Below are 16,080 nucleotides of genomic sequence, written 5' to 3'. Positions count from 1 at the left end.
GCGAGGCGGCCAATCGCAATGGCGATGGCGAGCGCAAGCGTGATGGTGGTCGGCCGGACCGTGGCAACAACCGCAACAACGACCGTCACGATCGTGGCGAGCGTAAGGATCGTCCGGAGCGCAATGACCGTGGCGGAAAGCCTCAGGGTCAGCAGCGTTTCGAAGCCAAGCCGCCGCGCAAGGAAAAGCCGCTCGATCCGGACTCACCTTTTGCAAAGCTCGCTGCTCTCAAGGAGCAGCTGAAGAAGTAAGCCCATGGGTAGCAACGAACAGCCACTGGAAAGCGCGCGTCAGCGTCTCGACAAGTGGCTGTTCTTTGCCCGCATGGCGAAATCTCGGTCACTGGCCCAGAACTACATCCAGTCTGGGCATGTGAAGGTCAACGGCTCCCCCATTCGCCAGCCGAGCCACATGCTGAAGGCCGGCGACAGGTTGGAAATCAGCTTCGAGCGGATGGACAGGGTGCTGATCGTCAAAGCCGGCGGAACGCGCCGCGGCCCTTACGAAGAAGCAAGGCTCCTCTACGATGACCAGACACCGGCGCGGCCGCCTTCCGACAGGCTGACGCCGCTTGAACAGGCGATGCGCCTGCCGGGCAGCGGACGCCCCACCAAAAAGGAGCGCCGTGCGCTCGACAGGTTTCTGTCGGACAGTGACGGCAGCGAAGATTAGAATAAACCTCCAAGCCGCCCCCGTTTTTCAGAATTGTTTATCCTTGCTATCTGCAAGCAAAGGCATTACGTCACTTGCGAAATTGCCCTGTCTGAATTCCGGGCGACGGCTTGTGTTCCGAAGCCCAAAGACCCGGCCTGCATATTCTGGAGTTCATCATGACATATGTCGTGACCGACAATTGCATCCGCTGCAAATACACCGATTGCGTTGAGGTCTGCCCTGTCGACTGCTTTTACGAGGGCGAAAATTTTCTCGCCATCAATCCCGATGAGTGCATCGATTGCGGTGTGTGCGAACCGGAATGTCCTGCCGAGGCTATCAAGCCCGATACGGAGCCGGGTCTCGACAAGTGGCTGAAGCTCAATGCCGAATATGCGGCCATCTGGCCAAATATCACGGTGAAGCGTGATCCGATGCCCGAAGCCAAGGAAATGGACGGTGTCGAAGGCAAGCTGGAGCTCTATTTCTCCGCCGAGCCTGGCAAAGGCGACTGATCCGAGATCGCATCATCCTCTTTCACAAATTCAAAAGCCCTCGTTGTACCTTCACGAGGGCTTTCGTTTATCCGCCGCGGCCGGATTGCAGCGTGGTGGACAGCAGGGTCAGGAGCGCCACGCTTTCCTCCAGGCTTTGCCGCTGACGGCTTTGCAGGATGGCTGCCTGCAACCGGTTCATCTCGCGGGCGATCGCCGCTGGCTGCCATGTGCGCAGCGCTCTTTCGATGACCGGTTTCCGGCGGAAATGGATATGACGCCCGAGGGTCTGCATGACCTGCCCGGCCTGCTGCTTTTTCTCATCCATCTCTGCACGCATCTGATCGAGCAGCTGAAATTGCTTGAGGCACCCCTGCAGCACGAGGAAGATCGGCGTTTTTGAGGAAATGATCTTCTGGGTGGCGTGGAAAAAGGCGTTCCTGTCGCCCTTGAGGATGGCATCCACGGCGTCGTCGGCGGAAACCGTGCTGGCATCGCCGATAATGGCCATCACGTCATCCTCTTCGATCACCTCGGCGCCACGGCAATAGAGGGCAAGCTTGCGGATTTCATTTCGCGACGCGATACGGTCGCCGCCGAGTTGCTCGATCAGCCTCTGTCGGGCAGCGGGTGCGATGCGCAGATGATCTGCGGACAGTTCCTGATCGATCAGCGCATTCAGCGAGCGGGCGTCATCGGCGTAACAGGGGATCGCGGCAATCGAGCGTGCCGGCTCGGCGATCTTGCGCAGGCCGGTACCTTTTTTCACGTCACCTGCTTCGATGATCAGGAAGCTCGATTCCGGTGGCGTCTCCGCCAGGATCTGGAGGGCATCCACGAGCGCCTTTTCGGCTGATGCGCCCTTGACCCAGACGAGTTTTTCGCCGCCGAAAAGACCAATGGCGTTCACCTCATCCAGCAGACGCCCCGGGTCGCCCTGCAGATCGGATGCAGTCAGTTTCAGTGACGCAAAAGCATCGTCGGGATCGATACCCGTCTTTTTGGCGATGACGCCTGCCCGCTCCGAAACAAGACCGCGATCCGGCCCGTAGAGGACGAAAACGCGAAAGCGCTCCGCCGGATTCTCGGCGAAGCGCTCGAATTCATGGGACTTTATCTCCGCCACGGCCGCCGCTCTCAGCGGCCGAGCGTGGCGGCGACATCGGTGCGGATGATCTCGGCCAGCTCGCGGGCCGCACGGTTCTCAGCGTCGCGGATCGCCCTGATCTTGGCGAATTCCTGCTGTGGCAGATCCACCTGCGCGGTGACGCTGCGGCGCGCTGAACGCAGAATTTGACCGTCGGATACGCGCGTCAGCACATATTGACCCGCCATCACGACACGACCGGGGTACGGCCCTTCGTAATTGTTGTTTGTGCGTGTCGTCAGGTCGTAATTCTGCACTTCGGTCGAGCTGGCGCTCGAGCTGACGCCGATCTTGAGGGTGTATTGAGCCGTCGCAGGCTCGCCTGCACCTCCAGCCATCAGGAAGATCAACTGGTTACGGACTTCCTGCCCGGCACGTCCGCCTATCTGCGCAATGCTGACTGCTGCCAGCCTTTCTTTTGTTCCGGAAGCTTCGCCATAAAGGGGGCGTACCTGGCAGCCCGCCAGAAGACCAGCCATCATCACGACGGAAATTGCTGCCGCGACGCGGCTCCATCTCGAAAAAACGTCAGACAACAATGTTCACAATCCTCTGCGGAACCACGATGACTTTCTTGGGCTCGCCGCCGGCAAGAAGAGATTTGACGGCATCCAGAGCAAGGGCAGCCGCGCGGACCGCATCTTGATCCGCATCGCGCGCGATTGTCAATTCGCCGCGCTTCTTGCCATTGACCTGCACGGGCATGACCACGTCGTTTTCTTCCACCAGCGACGGCACGAAGGTCGGCCATGGCGTCTCAGCCACCAGACCCTCGTTGCCCAGTGCCGCCCAGCATTCTTCCGCGAGGTGTGGCGTCATCGGGGCGATGATGCGGATCAGGATTTCAACGGCGTCACGCGCTGCCGCCTTTGCGTCGTTAGACTTGCCGCCCGAAGCAACGTCGGCCAGAGGGCCGGCCAGCGCGTTGACGAGTTCGTAAATGCGCGCAATTGCCTTGTTGAAGGCGAGCTTGTCCAGATCCTCCTGAACCGCCTTCAGCGTCTTGTGAGCGGCCTTTGAGGCAGCCAGACCTTCACCGTCGGTCGCGGGCTTCGGCTCGACCGTCTTCAGCTCGTCGGCAGCTTCACCGATGATGCGCCAGACGCGCTGGACGAAGCGGTTTGCGCCCTCGACGCCCGATTCGGACCAGATGACGTCGCGATCCGGCGGCGAGTCCGACAGCACGAAGAAGCGTGCGGTATCCGCGCCATAGGAGGCGATGATATCGTCGGGATCGACCACGTTCTTCTTCGACTTCGACATCTTCTCGATGGAGCCGATCTTCACCTCTTCGCCGGAGGAAAGCAGGAAGGCGCGGCGCGTGCCGTCCGTTTCCTCAATCCGCAGGTCCGCCGGCGGCACCCATTCTCGCGCCGTGCCTTCACCGCGGCTGTAGGTCTCGTGGACTACCATGCCCTGGGTGAACAGGCCCTTGAAGGGTTCTTTCACATCCACATGACCGGTCTCGCGCATGGCGCGGGTGAAGAAGCGCGAATAGAGCAGGTGCAGGATCGCGTGCTCGATGCCGCCGATATACTGATCCACCGGCAGCCAGTGATTGGCAACCTTCGGATCGGTCGGTGCATCTTCCCAGGGTGCCGTGAAGCGCGTGTAATACCAGCTGGAGTCGACGAAGGTGTCCATCGTGTCGGTTTCGCGACGCGCGTCATGGCCGCATTGCGGGCAGGAGACGTGACGCCAGGTCGGGTGCCGATCCAGCGGGTTGCCTGGCACGTCGAACGTCACGTCGTCGGGCAGCTTCACGGGCAGGTCCTTTTTCGGAACCGGCACGACGCCGCAGACTTCGCAATGAATAACCGGGATCGGGCACCCCCAGTAACGCTGGCGGGAAATGCCCCAGTCGCGCAGGCGGAAGTTGACCTTGCGCTCGGCCTGGGGTGCGTTGCCGAGCGTTTGCGCCGACAGCTTCTGCACGACCGCCTCGAAGGCATCCGTCGTCTTCATGCCATTCAGGAAGCCGGAGTTGATCATGACGCCGTCGTCGGTGTAGGCGGTGTCATCGACCGTGAAGCTTTCCGCATCCGGGCCTTCGGGGGCGACGACCGCCACGACCGGCAGGCCGTATTTGCGCGCAAAGTCGAGGTCGCGCTGGTCGCCGGAGGGGCAACCGAAAATCGCGCCGGTACCATAATCCATCAACACGAAGTTGGCGACATAAACCGGCAGTTCCCACGTCGGATCCAGCGGATGCACGACCTTGACGCCGGTATCGATGCCCTTCTTTTCAGCTGTTTCCAGCGCGGCCAGAGACGTGCCATGGCGGCGGCATTCATCGCAGAATTCGGCGATGGCGGAATTTTTTTCCGACAGTTCTTTCGCCAGCGGGTGGTCGGCGGCAATGGCCAGGAAGGAAGCGCCGAACAGTGTGTCGGGGCGCGTGGTGTAAACCGTGATGTCAGAAAAGCCTTCCGGTGCCGTGTCGGCAACGGTCTGCCAGCGCAGCGACAGGCCTTCGGAACGGCCGATCCAGTTCTTCTGCATCAGGCGCACTTTTTCCGGCCACTGATCCAGCGTGTCCAGCTCATCCAGCAGGTCCTGGCTGAAATCGGTGATGCGGAAGAACCATTGCGTCAGTTCGCGCTGTTCGACCAGCGCGCCGGAGCGCCAGCCGCGGCCATCGATGACCTGCTCATTGGCCAGAACGGTATGATCGACCGGGTCCCAGTTGACCTTTGATTGCTTGCGGTAGACCAGCCCCTTTTCCATGAAGTCGACGAACAGCGCCTGCTGGCGATGATAATATTCCACATCGCATGTGGCGAATTCGCGGGTCCAGTCCAAGGACAGGCCCATGGATTTCAGCTGTCCGCGCATGGTGGCGATGTTCTGGTAGGTCCAGTCCTTGGGATGGACCTTATTCTGCATGGCCGCATTTTCGGCGGGCATGCCGAAAGCGTCCCAGCCCATCGGGTGCAGCACGTTGAAGCCGCGGGCGCGCTTGTAACGGGCGACGACGTCACCCATGGCATAGTTGCGGACATGGCCCATGTGGATGCGACCCGACGGATAGGGAAACATCTCTAGAACGTAATATTTCTCACGCGGATCGCTGTTGTCTGTCACGAAGACCTTGTCTTCGTTCCATTTCTGCTGCCAGCGCGGCTCGGCGTCGCGAGGATTGTAACGTTCGATGGCCATTGTCTAAAATTCCGGGTATCGAGGGGAAAAATGTGCGCTGACCTTCACCATGAAACGACCGGGGCGTCAAGTTTGGCGGGGCGTTCGGTGGTGCAATCTTGGCCAGCGTGCCTCAAATGGTGCTAAAGCCGCTTGGCATCAAGGGATTCGGCGTCTAGTTAGCGGTTCGAACGTTTAAAAAGGTCCTGTGATGGAAATCGAAGCTCGTCTTGAGGATGTCAGGCAGCGTATCGCGCGTGCGGCGGAAAAATCGGGTCGCAGGCCTGGGGATGTCGCCCTGGTCGCCGTCTCCAAAACATTTGATGCAGAAGCGATCCAGCCGGTCATCGATGCGGGTCAGCGTGTCTTCGGCGAAAACCGTGTTCAGGAAGCGCAGGGCAAATGGCCGGCGCTGAAAGAAAAGACGCCCGGCATCGAGCTGCACCTGATCGGGCCGCTGCAATCCAACAAGGCTGCCGACGCCGTGGCGCTCTTCGATGTCGTGCAAAGCGTCGATCGTGAGAAGATAGCGCGTGTGCTTGCTGAAGAATGCGAAAAGCAGGCTCGCAGTCTTCGGTTTTACGTTCAGGTCAACACCGGGCTGGAACCGCAGAAAGCGGGCATCGATCCACGCGAAACCCTTGCCTTCGTGACACTCTGCCGGGATGAACTTAAGCTGCCGATCGAGGGGCTGATGTGTATCCCTCCGGCGGAGGAAAACCCGGGCCCGCATTTTGCGCTCCTCGCAAAGCTTGCAAGGGAATGCGGCCTCAAGAAGCTTTCGATGGGCATGTCCGGCGATTTTGAAACGGCCGTGGAATTCGGTGCTACCAGTGTTCGCGTGGGCTCGGCGATCTTTGGCGCGCGATAAGCTTAAACAAAAAACCCGGCACTGAGCCGGGTTTTTCAAGCATTCGACAACGTCGATCAGTACTGATCGTCCTCGTCTTCATCCTTCTGCGTGGACTTCAGCGACGACAGCTTCTTGAAGACGGCATCGGCGTCGATCTGGTCGTCTTCCTCACGCTGGAAGTTGTAATCGAGACCTTCCGTCGCGGTCGCCGGCTGAAGCGTGTTATCCAGTTCTTCCGCAGTCGGCAGCGGACGGCCGCGGGAGGCGCGCTCGACTTCGAGGTCGAGATCGATCTGGCTGCAGAGGCCGAGGGTGACCGGGTCCATTGGCGTCAGGTTGGCCGAGTTCCAGTGCGTGCGGTCGCGGATCTGCTCGATGGTCGACTTCGTGGTGCCGACGAGACGCGAAATCTGCGCATCCTTCAGTTCCGGGTGGTTGCGAACGAGCCAGAGAATGGCGTTCGGACGATCCTGACGCTTGGAAACCGGCGTATAACGCGGGCCGCGACGCTTGGATTCCGGAACGCGAACCTTCGGCTCGGAAAGCTTCAGCTTATGGTTCGGGTTGCCTTCGGCGCGGGCGATCTCATCGCGGGAAAGCTGTCCGGTGGCGATCGGGTCGAGGCCCTTGATGCCCTGCGCGGCTTCACCGTCGGCAATTGCCTTCACTTCAAGCGGATGCAGTTTGCAGAACGTGGCGATCTGATCGAACGACAGCGCGGTGTTGTCAACCAGCCATACAGCCGTTGCCTTTGGCATGAGCAATTGTTGAGCCATAGATACAGTCCTTCTGTCCGTCCGCGCCGGTGTCGCGGGCGTGGTATCAACCACTGATTTCCGGGATATTGCCGCTCTATAACCGGATTGCATCATAATTGCAATTCTTTGCGAAACAAATGACCTTTGTCTAATTGCCGTGCGCAATTGACCTGCTATGAATTCAACACATGCCTGAGGTGGGAGTCTCGGGCCGCGTCAGAAGCCATACCCGGTTCCAGGAGGAGTTCATGTCTGCCAAAATCTACCCGGTGCTCAAGTCGGCGAAAGCCCGCACGCTCATCGACAATGAGCGTTACCAGAAATGGTACCAGGAGAGCGTCGAGGATCCGGAAAAATTCTGGGACAAGCACGGTCGTCGGATCGACTGGTTCAAGCCCTATACAAAGGTCAAGAACACGTCCTTCAGGGGGCGGGTGCCGATCAAGTGGTTCGAGGATGGCCTGACCAACGTCTCCTACAACTGTATCGACAGGCATCTGAAGACCCATGGCGAGCGCACGGCGATCATCTGGGAAGGCGACAATCCCTATATCGACAAGAAGATCACCTATAACCAGCTTTACGACTATGTCTGCCGTCTGGCGAACGTGCTGAAGAAGCACGGCGTGAAGAAGGGCGACCGCGTCACCATCTATATGCCGATGATCCCCGAAGCGGCTTACGCGATGCTTGCCTGCGCGCGCATCGGCGCCGTGCATTCCGTCGTCTTTGGCGGCTTCTCGCCCGAAGCGCTGGCCGGCCGTATCGTTGACTGCGAATCGACCTTCGTCATCACCTGCGATGAAGGCGTGCGCGGAGGCAAGCCGATCCCGCTCAAGGAAAACACCGACAAGGCGATCGATATCGCCGCCAAGCAATATGTCATCGTCAACAAGGTTCTCGTTGTGCGGCGTACCGGCGGCAAGACCGGCTGGGCGCCTGGCCGCGACATCTGGTACCATCAGGAAATCGCGACCGTGAAGCCGGATTGCCCGCCAGTGAAGATGCGCGCGGAAGACCCGCTGTTCATCCTCTACACGTCGGGTTCCACCGGCAAGCCAAAGGGCGTGCTGCACACCACGGGCGGCTATCTCGTCTATACGTCGATGACGCATGAATATGTCTTCGATTACAAGGACGGTGAGGTCTACTGGTGTACCGCCGATGTCGGCTGGGTCACCGGCCATTCCTATATCGTTTACGGGCCGCTTGCGAACTGCGCGACGACACTGATGTTCGAAGGTGTTCCGAACTTCCCGGATCAGGGCCGCTTCTGGGAAGTCATCGACAAGCACAAGGTCAACATCTTCTATACGGCGCCGACAGCGCTGAGATCGCTGATGGGCGCAGGCGACCAGTTCGTCACGCGTTCCTCGCGCAGCAGCCTGCGGCTGCTCGGCACCGTGGGTGAGCCCATCAATCCGGAAGCATGGGAGTGGTATTACCATGTGGTCGGCGAGGATAAGAGCCCGATCGTCGACACCTGGTGGCAGACGGAAACCGGCGGTATTCTCATCTCGCCGCTGCCGGGCGCGACCGATCTGAAACCCGGCTCGGCGACGCGGCCGTTCTTTGGTGTGCAGCCGCAACTGGTCGATGCCGAAGGCAATGTGCTGGAAGGGCCGGCGGACGGCAATCTCTGCATCATCGACAGCTGGCCGGGCCAGTCGCGCTCCGTCTATGGCGATCATCAGCGCTTCATCGACACCTACTTCTCCACCTATAAGGGCAAATATTTCACCGGTGACGGCTGCCGGCGCGATGAGGACGGTTATTACTGGATCACCGGCCGCGTGGATGACGTTCTGAACGTTTCCGGTCATCGCCTCGGTACGGCCGAGGTGGAATCGGCGCTGGTGTCGCATCATCAGGTTTCGGAAGCGGCGGTTGTCGGTTATCCGCATCCGATCAAGGGGCAGGGCATTTATTGTTACGTCACGCTGATGGCGGGCCAGAACGGCGACTATGCCTTGCGTGAAGAGCTGGTAAAGCACGTGCGCAACGAGATCGGGCCGGTTGCGACGCCCGACAAGATCCAGTTCGCGCCCGGCCTGCCGAAGACCCGTTCCGGCAAGATCATGCGGCGTATCCTGCGCAAGATCGCCGAAGATGATTTCGGGGCGCTCGGAGATACGTCGACGCTCGCCGATCCGGCCGTTGTCGATGACCTCATCGCCAACCGACAGAACCGCACAGCGTGATTTTGAGAAAAGGCTGCTTCGGCAGCCTTTTTTGATCGGCTTTCGACAAACAAAAACACCCGGAGGCGGAACTTCCGGGTGTCTTTAACGTATGCGGTTGGGATTACTGACCGCGGATCTTCTTCAGGTCCGCCAGAACGGCGTCAACGACGTCGGCGCCGATTTCAGCCTTATGCTTTTCATAGACGACCATGGATTTTTCGCGGATACGCGCCTGCTCTTCGGGAGACAGCGTGTTCACTTCGAGGCCGGCAGCCTTGATCTTCTCCAGCGACTTCTGGTTCAGTTCGCGGATGACCTTGCGCTCTTCGTCACGACCGACAACTGCGCATTCACGCAGGGCTGCCTGTTCTTCCGGCGTGTAGCTGTCGAAGATCGGCTTGGAGAAGAGGAAGAGGAACGGCGTGTAAGCGTGGTTCGTCTCGGTGACGTATTTCTGCACTTCGTAGAACTTCGACGTGTCGATCGTCACATAGGGGTTTTCCTGGGCATCGATCGCGTTGGTCTCAAGCGCCGAGAAGACTTCGCCGAAAGCCATCGGAGTTGCGTTTGCACCGAGGTTCTGGAAGGTGTCGAGGAAGATGTTGTTCTGCATCACGCGGACCTTGAGGCCCGAGAAATCTTCCCACTTGTTCACGGCATGCTTGGAGTTCGACAGGTTGCGGAAACCGTTTTCCCAGTAAGCCAGGTTGACGAGGCCCTGCTCTTCCAGCTTCTTGTTCATCATGTCGCCGAACGCGCCGTCCATGACAGCGTCTGCTTCCTTGGCGTTGGAGAACAGGAACGGCAGGTCGAAGACGCCGAGGGCCGGAATAAGACCGACGAGCGGCGAAGAGGACGTTACGACGGCTTCCTGAACGCCGGAGCGCAGTGCCTGGGTTGCCTGAAGGTCTCCACCGAGTGCGCCGCCCCAGAACGCTGTCAGCTTCAGCTTGCCGCCCGACTTGTCGTCGAGGCAGGCCTGCATCGCCTTGATGCCGTTGCCAACCGGATGGTCCTGATTGATGCCGTTCGAAACGCGGATGTTGCGGCTGTTGAATTCGGCCATTGCCGGCGCTGCGGCGCCCACCGCGAAAGCGATTGCCGTGGTGGTCAGAAGAAGCTTTCTCATAATATCCTCCCTTGGATTGTGGTCGAGAAAAAGTTTCGATTAACGAAGGTACTGCAGAGGCACGAGGACGATGTCCGGGAAAATCACGAGCAGCGCCAGCACGATGGTTTCGGCAACGAGGAACGGCCAGACACCGATCGTCACCTTGCCGAGCGGGATTCGGCCAACGCCGCTGACGACGTTGAGCACCACGCCAACCGGCGGGGTAATCAGGCCGATGGCGTTGTTGATGATGAAGAGGACACCGAAATAGACCGGGTCGATACCCGCCTGCTTCACGATCGGCATCAGAACTGGCGTCAGGATCAGGATGGTCGGCGTCAGGTCGAGCGCGGTGCCGACGACGAAGACCAGCACCATGATGACGGCCATCAGCAGCATCGGACGGTCGATCAGCGGTTCGATGTAACCGGCGACTTCATTCGGAATATTCGCGGCGGTAATGAGCCACGCGGAAACGAGTGCCGCGCAGACGAGGAACATGATGATCGAGGTGCTCTTGGCGGCGCGCAGGAGCACGTGGAATAGGTCCGCCGGCTTCAATTCGCGGTAGATCACCATCCCGACGAAAAGCGCATAGGCGGCGGCAACCACGGCGGCTTCCGTCGGCGTCATGATGCCGGCCTTGATGCCGCCGAGGATGATGACGGGCATGCCGAGAGCCCAGCCGGCGCGAGCCGTGGCTGTCACGCGTTCCTTCGCCGTGGTTTTCGGCAGCGGCTTGACGTCATCCTTGCGTACAACGATCAGCCAGGCGATGATAAGCGATGCGCCCATCAGGATGCCGGGAACGATACCAGCGAGGAAGAGCTGGGTGATAGAGACGTTGGCGGCGACACCGAAAACGATGAAGGCCATGGATGGCGGGATGACCGGGGCGATGATACCGCCAGCGGCAATCAGACCGCCGGAGCGCGGAATGTTGTAGCCGGCCTTCGCCATCATCGGGATGAGGATTGCAGCAAGGGCTGCGGTATCGGCTGCCGCCGAACCGGAGATGCTGGCCATGATGATGGCGGCGACAATGGCCACGATGCCGAGGCCGCCTCTGATATGGCCGACCAGCGCGATCGCAAAGTCGATGATGCGGCGGGAGAGACCACCGGAATTCATCAGTTCGCCGGCCAGAATGAAGAAGGGAATGGCAAGCAGGGTGAAGGTGTCTGCGCCCGAGATCATGTTCTGCGCGATGATCGCGGTGTTGAACATGCCCATGTACCACATGAGCACGACGCCGCAGAACATTAGCGAGAAAGCGACGGGAACGCCAATCGCCATGGCTCCGAGCAGAGAGCCGACAAAAACGAAAAGTGTCATGGTGTCAGCGCTCCGAAAGCTGTTCGATCGTCAGGTTCTCGCCCGCAAACTGGGCGATTTCGTCTTCCGTGACGCGGCCGGTCAATTGCCTGTAGAGACGCTCCAGCGCGATGACGAACATGAGACCACCCGTGAACATGCCAATACCATAGACCCAGATCATGGAGAGTTTGGTGACCGGTGCGTGCATGCTGGCGTTGATGCCGGATTGTTTCCAGGTGCCCCAGAAGAAGATGGCGGAACAGGCCAGGATGATGATGTTGGAGATGATCATGCAGACGATGCGGGCGCGGCGCGACAGAAACATCACGAGCGTTTCGATGCCCATATGGCTGTTCTCGCGGAAGGTCAGCACGGCGCCAAGGAAGGTCAGCCATACGAAGAAGTAGCGGGACAGCTCTTCCGAGACGTTGATGCCGGAATTCATCGTGTAACGCATGACGACGTTGACGAAGACCATGATCGACATGCCAGCGAGCAGCGCGACGAGAATGATTTCGAGAATCCGGTAAAAGAGATTGATGGTCTTTTGCATTTTCCCCTCCCGAAGAAATGTTTAGAGCAATCCTCGTTTTGCGAGGTTGCGCATCAGGGCCGCGGTGCCGAACGTCCATTCCGGGCATTCGTCCGTCGTCGTGACCCAGTTTATCAGCTTGCCGAGCTTGGGTGTGGAAATCTCGACCCGGTCGCCTTTGGAATGTGTGAAGCCGAGGCCGGGGCCGTGACGGTCCTTGACCGGCGCGAACATTGTGCCGAGGAAAAAGACCGCCCCGTCAGGATATTGATGATTGCGGTTCAAGAGCTGCGAGGCAAGGTTTTCCGGCGTGCGGCTGATTGCTTCCATGGGGCTGACGCCGGTCATGGTGAAGCCGTCTTCGCCCTCGACCAGAAGCGAGATCTGCGACTTCTTCACATCCTCAATGGTAAAGTTGCCGTCGAACAGGCGGATGAAGGGACCGATCGCGCAGGATGCATTATTGTCCTTCGCCTTGCTGAGCAGCAGGGCGGAACGGCCTTCGAAATCGCGCAGGTTGACGTCGTTGCCGAGCGTCGCACCAACGATACGGCCGTCGGAGGTGATGGCCAGCACCACTTCCGGCTCGGGATTGTTCCATTGCGATTTCGGGTGAACGCCGATCAGCGCGCCACAGCCAACCGAGGCCATGGCCTGCGCCTTGGAGAAGATTTCCGCATCCGGGCCGATGCCGACTTCCAGATATTGCGACCAGAGGCCCATTTCCTGGAGCAGTTTCTTCACTTCGGCCGCTTTTTCGGAGCCGGCTTCCAGGCCCTTGAGGTTGTTGCCGAGAACCGGGGCCAGCCGGCCGCGAATTTCCTGCGCGCGCAGCGGATCGCCCTTGGCCTGCTCTTCGATCACCCGTTCCAGCATGCTGTCGGCGAAGGTGACGCCGGCGGCCTTGACGGCCTGAATGTCGTTGGGTGCAAGGAGTTCGCCGGCGGAACCGTCCAGAAACGCGTCCAGTGCGCCAAGCGCAACAAAAGCGGCGGTGTCGGCAAGTTGCGTCACCAGATCCGTCTTCTCCAGAAGCTCCGACATGGTGGGGGCAAGCGAGGTAAGGTCATAAAGCACGCCACCCTTGAGCAGCACAGGGCACGGGCCGTCCTCGCTCTTCGACCAGACGCGGCCGACGAGCAGCGCGTTTTCGAAATCGTCAGGCAAAATTGTGGTAGCGTCGATAGACCTTGTGCCGGCCATGTAGTCCTCCCCTTCACACCCGACAGGCCGCCTCCTGCGGTCTTATTGTCTGGATGTCTGACAACCTAATCTCTTTCTTCTTAGTATGACTTTTACAGCGAGTCTAGCGGTCCGTTAGACAAAAATTCGCCTTGATTGACACCGGCCATACAACACATGCGGTGAAGCTGTCCTATAACTTCGGCGTCAACGACGCCCAAAATTCAAAATATATCGAGATCGATGTTCAGGCGCCGGGCAGCGCCTAAAATGTGCTGACGCATCGCATCCCGCGCCACCGCAACGTCCCGGGACGCGATCGCCTCCCGTAGCACCACGTGCTCGTTGATGGTGATTTCGAGAATTTCGCCGTAAACAGCGCGCGAAAACGCCGTGTTGATGGCGGAACTGATGCGCTGGGCGATGAAGCCCAGAAAAATCAGGAAATATTCGTTGCCGGTCGCTTCGGCCATGGTGCGGTGGAAATCGAGATCGGCTTCGACACCGTCCTTCGACCACTCGACGGCATTGCGCATGCCATAAATCGCCTTGTCAAACCTTTCGAGATGTTCGGGTTTGTGATGCAACGCGGCGAGGCCGGCAGCATCGATTTCCAGCGACATACGAAGCTGCATCAGGTCGCGAAAGTTTTCGGGATCGTTGAGGGTGGATTGCTCGATCCGGATCGACAATCGCTGTCGAGGGTCGGTCACAAAAGCTCCGACGCCCTGCCTTGTCTCAACGAAGCCTTCATTGCGTAGTTGCGCGATCGCCTCGCGAATGACCGAGCGGCTGACACCAAAGGTCTTGGCGAGAACGTGTTCGGTCGGCAGCCTGTCGCCCGGCCCGAGTTTCGAATCGTTGATTTCGCGCGCCATCTCCGCGGCAATCCGGCCCGGCAAATGGTCGTTGCGATGTATCTGATTGAACTCCAGCGTCATGATTGCTCCCGTTCGACCGAAACGATGATTGCCCGTTCACGCGGCAGGCGACTTCCTCCTTCGCCGTCCACGCTATCTCAAGGGGCGGTGTTCTCCGCCCCGTCGTCTGTCGATTAGCTATCCGGTCGCAGGGTTATCTGGCAACCGGGATTCATGCGTAGATCCGGATCAAAGGCGTTTTTCAGACCCATGATCATCCGCCGCTGCACGTCGGACAGCCGGCTTTCGAAATCGGAGCGCTTCAGGCGGCCGATGCCGTGTTCGGCACTGATGCTGCCGACATAACGGTCGAGCACCTCGTTCACCAATGTCTTCGACTTGTAGATAAAGGCCTCGCGCTCGTCCGGCGTCGAACCGTTGGGCGGCAATACGTTGAGGTGCACGTTGCCATCGCCGACATGGCCGTAGGAAACCGCCAGGCACGCCGGCAGCTTTTCCGCGAGTTCCGCTTCTGCCTCTGCGACAAATGCGGCCAGTTTTGACAACGGCACGGAAATATCGGTGCGCATGTGGCTGCCGCGCAGCGCCTGTCCTTCATTCATCCCTTCCCGGAACAGCCAGAGCGATTGCGCCTGCGCGCGGGAAGAGGCGATGACGCCATCCAGCACCAGCCCGTCTTCCATGACGCCTTCGAGGAAGCGCCCCATCAGGTCGGCCGTGTCTACCAGGCCGGAGCCTGAAATTTCCATCAGTACATAGGCCGGGTAATCGCCGGCGATCGGCATTTTGAGGTCGGGAATTGCCTCGATCGCCAGCGTGAAGGCGATCGGGGGCATGAATTCGAAGGCGGACATCAGGTCGCAGCATTCGCGGCGGGCGCGGCGGTAAAGCTTGATGGCTTCATCGAGCGAATTCAGGCCGAGCAGCGCCGTTTCGACATGTTCTGGATTGGGATAGAGTTTAACCGCAACGGCAGTAATGATGCCAAGCGTTCCTTCCGCGCCGATCAAAAGCTGCTTCAGGTCGATGCCACGATTATCCTTGCGCAGGGTCGAGAGGCCGTTCCAGATGGTGCCATCCGGCAGGACCACTTCGAGGCCAAGCACCAGTTCGCGGGTCATGCCATAACGCAGCACATTGATGCCGCCGGCATTGGTGGAAACATTGCCGCCAATGCGGCAGCTGCCCTGCGCACCGAGCGAAAGGGGAAAGAACATGCCCTTGTCCTGCACCGCATCCTTGAACTCCGAGAGGATGCAGCCGGCTTCGACCACGGCAGAAAAATCGTCGCTGTCGATGGTGCGGATGGCATTCATGCGCTCAAGGCTCAGTACGACCTGATGGTCGGGCGCATCGGGAATGCTACCAAGTACCAGACCGGTATTGCCGCCCTGGGGAATGATGGCGAGGCCGAGTTCCGCGCAGACGCGGACGGTGTCGGATACTTCCTGCGTGGAGCGCGGGCGGATGACCGCAACCGCCGAACTGGTAACGTCGCCGTGCCAGTCCCGACAATATCGCAGCATGTCTTCCTGCGATGTCAGCAGCAGAGCTTCACCCAGCCTATCCTTCAGCGACACCCGCAACTTTTCGATATCGTGTTCGCCCCCGATCGTCATTCCACCCTCTCCGTTCAATCCGCCCTGACAATTGGCGAGAGCCGTACCATTGTGTTTGATGGTGCCCTTGCTTTTGCCGGTTTGCGAAAAAATACTATTTTCAACCGGAGCATATAAGGTTATCAGACAACCTTACAAGCTAATTTATCGGTCTGTCGGCCGGTGAGGTATTTTTCGGTCTCGGGAGAACGACCGGGGCAAAGAGGAGGAA

At 59.4% G+C, this 16,080-nt stretch carries 15 protein-coding genes; 5 read left to right on the top strand and 10 right to left on the bottom strand.

The features are described 5' to 3' along the window. The 3 genes from ACUTJJ_RS09225 to fdxA form a co-directional block, all read left to right on the top strand. Window positions 1-251: hypothetical protein (locus ACUTJJ_RS09225; protein ID WP_445541944.1), on the top strand; the 251-nt coding region annotated here is incomplete at its 5' end. Window positions 252-255: 4 nt separating this feature from the next. After that, window positions 256-672, top strand: a complete 417-nt coding sequence (locus tag ACUTJJ_RS09220; protein ID WP_445541943.1) for an RNA-binding S4 domain-containing protein — start codon at window positions 256-258, stop codon at window positions 670-672. 158 nt (window positions 673-830) lie between these two features. Further along, complete coding sequence (gene fdxA / locus ACUTJJ_RS09215) at window positions 831-1,169, top strand: ferredoxin FdxA (protein ID WP_063951609.1); 339 nt, start codon at window positions 831-833, stop codon at window positions 1,167-1,169. A gap of 67 nt (window positions 1,170-1,236) precedes the next feature. Here the strand turns inward: fdxA and holA are convergent, their stop codons facing one another. Genes holA through leuS form a run of 3 tightly spaced genes read right to left on the bottom strand, consistent with a single transcriptional unit; the run spans window position 1,237 to window position 5,454 of the window. Continuing rightward, window positions 1,237-2,274: a DNA polymerase III subunit delta gene (gene holA, locus ACUTJJ_RS09210; protein ID WP_144578296.1), complete on the bottom strand. Its 1,038-nt coding sequence runs from the start codon at window positions 2,272-2,274 to the stop codon at window positions 1,237-1,239. 11 nt (window positions 2,275-2,285) lie between these two features. Beyond that, a complete protein-coding gene (lptE, locus tag ACUTJJ_RS09205) occupies window positions 2,286-2,831 on the bottom strand; it encodes an LPS assembly lipoprotein LptE (protein WP_445541942.1) in 546 nt (181 codons plus the stop codon). Next, window positions 2,824-5,454, bottom strand: coding sequence for a leucine--tRNA ligase (gene leuS / locus ACUTJJ_RS09200; protein WP_445541941.1), 2,631 nt, complete (start codon window positions 5,452-5,454; stop codon window positions 2,824-2,826). The genes lptE and leuS overlap by 8 nt, the downstream gene beginning before the upstream one ends. Before the next feature lie 190 nt (window positions 5,455-5,644). Between leuS and ACUTJJ_RS09195 the strand changes: the two genes are divergently transcribed. Next, window positions 5,645-6,304: a YggS family pyridoxal phosphate-dependent enzyme gene (locus ACUTJJ_RS09195; protein WP_445541940.1), complete on the top strand. Its 660-nt coding sequence runs from the start codon at window positions 5,645-5,647 to the stop codon at window positions 6,302-6,304. 56 nt (window positions 6,305-6,360) lie between these two features. Here the strand turns inward: ACUTJJ_RS09195 and ACUTJJ_RS09190 are convergent, their stop codons facing one another. Next, window positions 6,361-7,062 carry a DUF1013 domain-containing protein gene (locus ACUTJJ_RS09190; RefSeq protein ID WP_063951485.1) on the bottom strand — a complete coding sequence of 234 codons (702 nt, stop codon included), beginning with the start codon at window positions 7,060-7,062 and terminating at the stop codon, window positions 6,361-6,363. Window positions 7,063-7,292: 230 nt separating this feature from the next. On the opposite strand from ACUTJJ_RS09190, the gene acs reads away from it, so the two are divergent. Further along, a complete protein-coding gene (gene acs / locus ACUTJJ_RS09185; RefSeq protein WP_063951484.1) occupies window positions 7,293-9,245 on the top strand; it encodes an acetate--CoA ligase in 1,953 nt (650 codons plus the stop codon). A gap of 103 nt (window positions 9,246-9,348) precedes the next feature. Here acs and ACUTJJ_RS09180 read toward each other — a convergent pair whose 3' ends face one another. The 6 genes from ACUTJJ_RS09180 to ACUTJJ_RS09155 form a co-directional block, all read right to left on the bottom strand. Beyond that, window positions 9,349-10,356 carry a TRAP transporter substrate-binding protein gene (locus tag ACUTJJ_RS09180; protein WP_296069733.1) on the bottom strand — a complete coding sequence of 336 codons (1,008 nt, stop codon included), beginning with the start codon at window positions 10,354-10,356 and terminating at the stop codon, window positions 9,349-9,351. Window positions 10,357-10,395: 39 nt separating this feature from the next. Then, a complete protein-coding gene (locus ACUTJJ_RS09175; protein ID WP_445541939.1) occupies window positions 10,396-11,673 on the bottom strand; it encodes a TRAP transporter large permease in 1,278 nt (425 codons plus the stop codon). Between the two features lie 4 nt (window positions 11,674-11,677). Next, complete coding sequence (locus ACUTJJ_RS09170) at window positions 11,678-12,208, bottom strand: TRAP transporter small permease (protein WP_063951481.1); 531 nt, start codon at window positions 12,206-12,208, stop codon at window positions 11,678-11,680. A gap of 21 nt (window positions 12,209-12,229) precedes the next feature. Beyond that, on the bottom strand, window positions 12,230-13,390 hold the full coding sequence (locus ACUTJJ_RS09165; RefSeq protein WP_445541938.1) for a fumarylacetoacetate hydrolase family protein: 1,161 nt from the start codon (window positions 13,388-13,390) through the stop codon (window positions 12,230-12,232). 203 nt (window positions 13,391-13,593) lie between these two features. Next, the gene (locus ACUTJJ_RS09160; RefSeq protein ID WP_144578289.1) at window positions 13,594-14,310 is read right to left on the bottom strand and encodes a FadR/GntR family transcriptional regulator; all 717 of its coding nucleotides are present in this window, start codon (window positions 14,308-14,310) and stop codon (window positions 13,594-13,596) included. 113 nt (window positions 14,311-14,423) lie between these two features. Beyond that, entirely contained in the window at window positions 14,424-15,869 is a 1,446-nt protein-coding gene (locus tag ACUTJJ_RS09155; RefSeq protein WP_445541937.1) for an FAD-binding oxidoreductase, read from the bottom strand. Window positions 15,870-16,080 lie beyond the last annotated feature (211 nt).

Source organism: Agrobacterium sp. DKPNP3 (genome assembly GCF_052686535.1).
The sequence above is the reverse complement of the archived record's forward strand: the minus strand, read 5'-3'. Positions and strand labels throughout refer to the sequence as shown.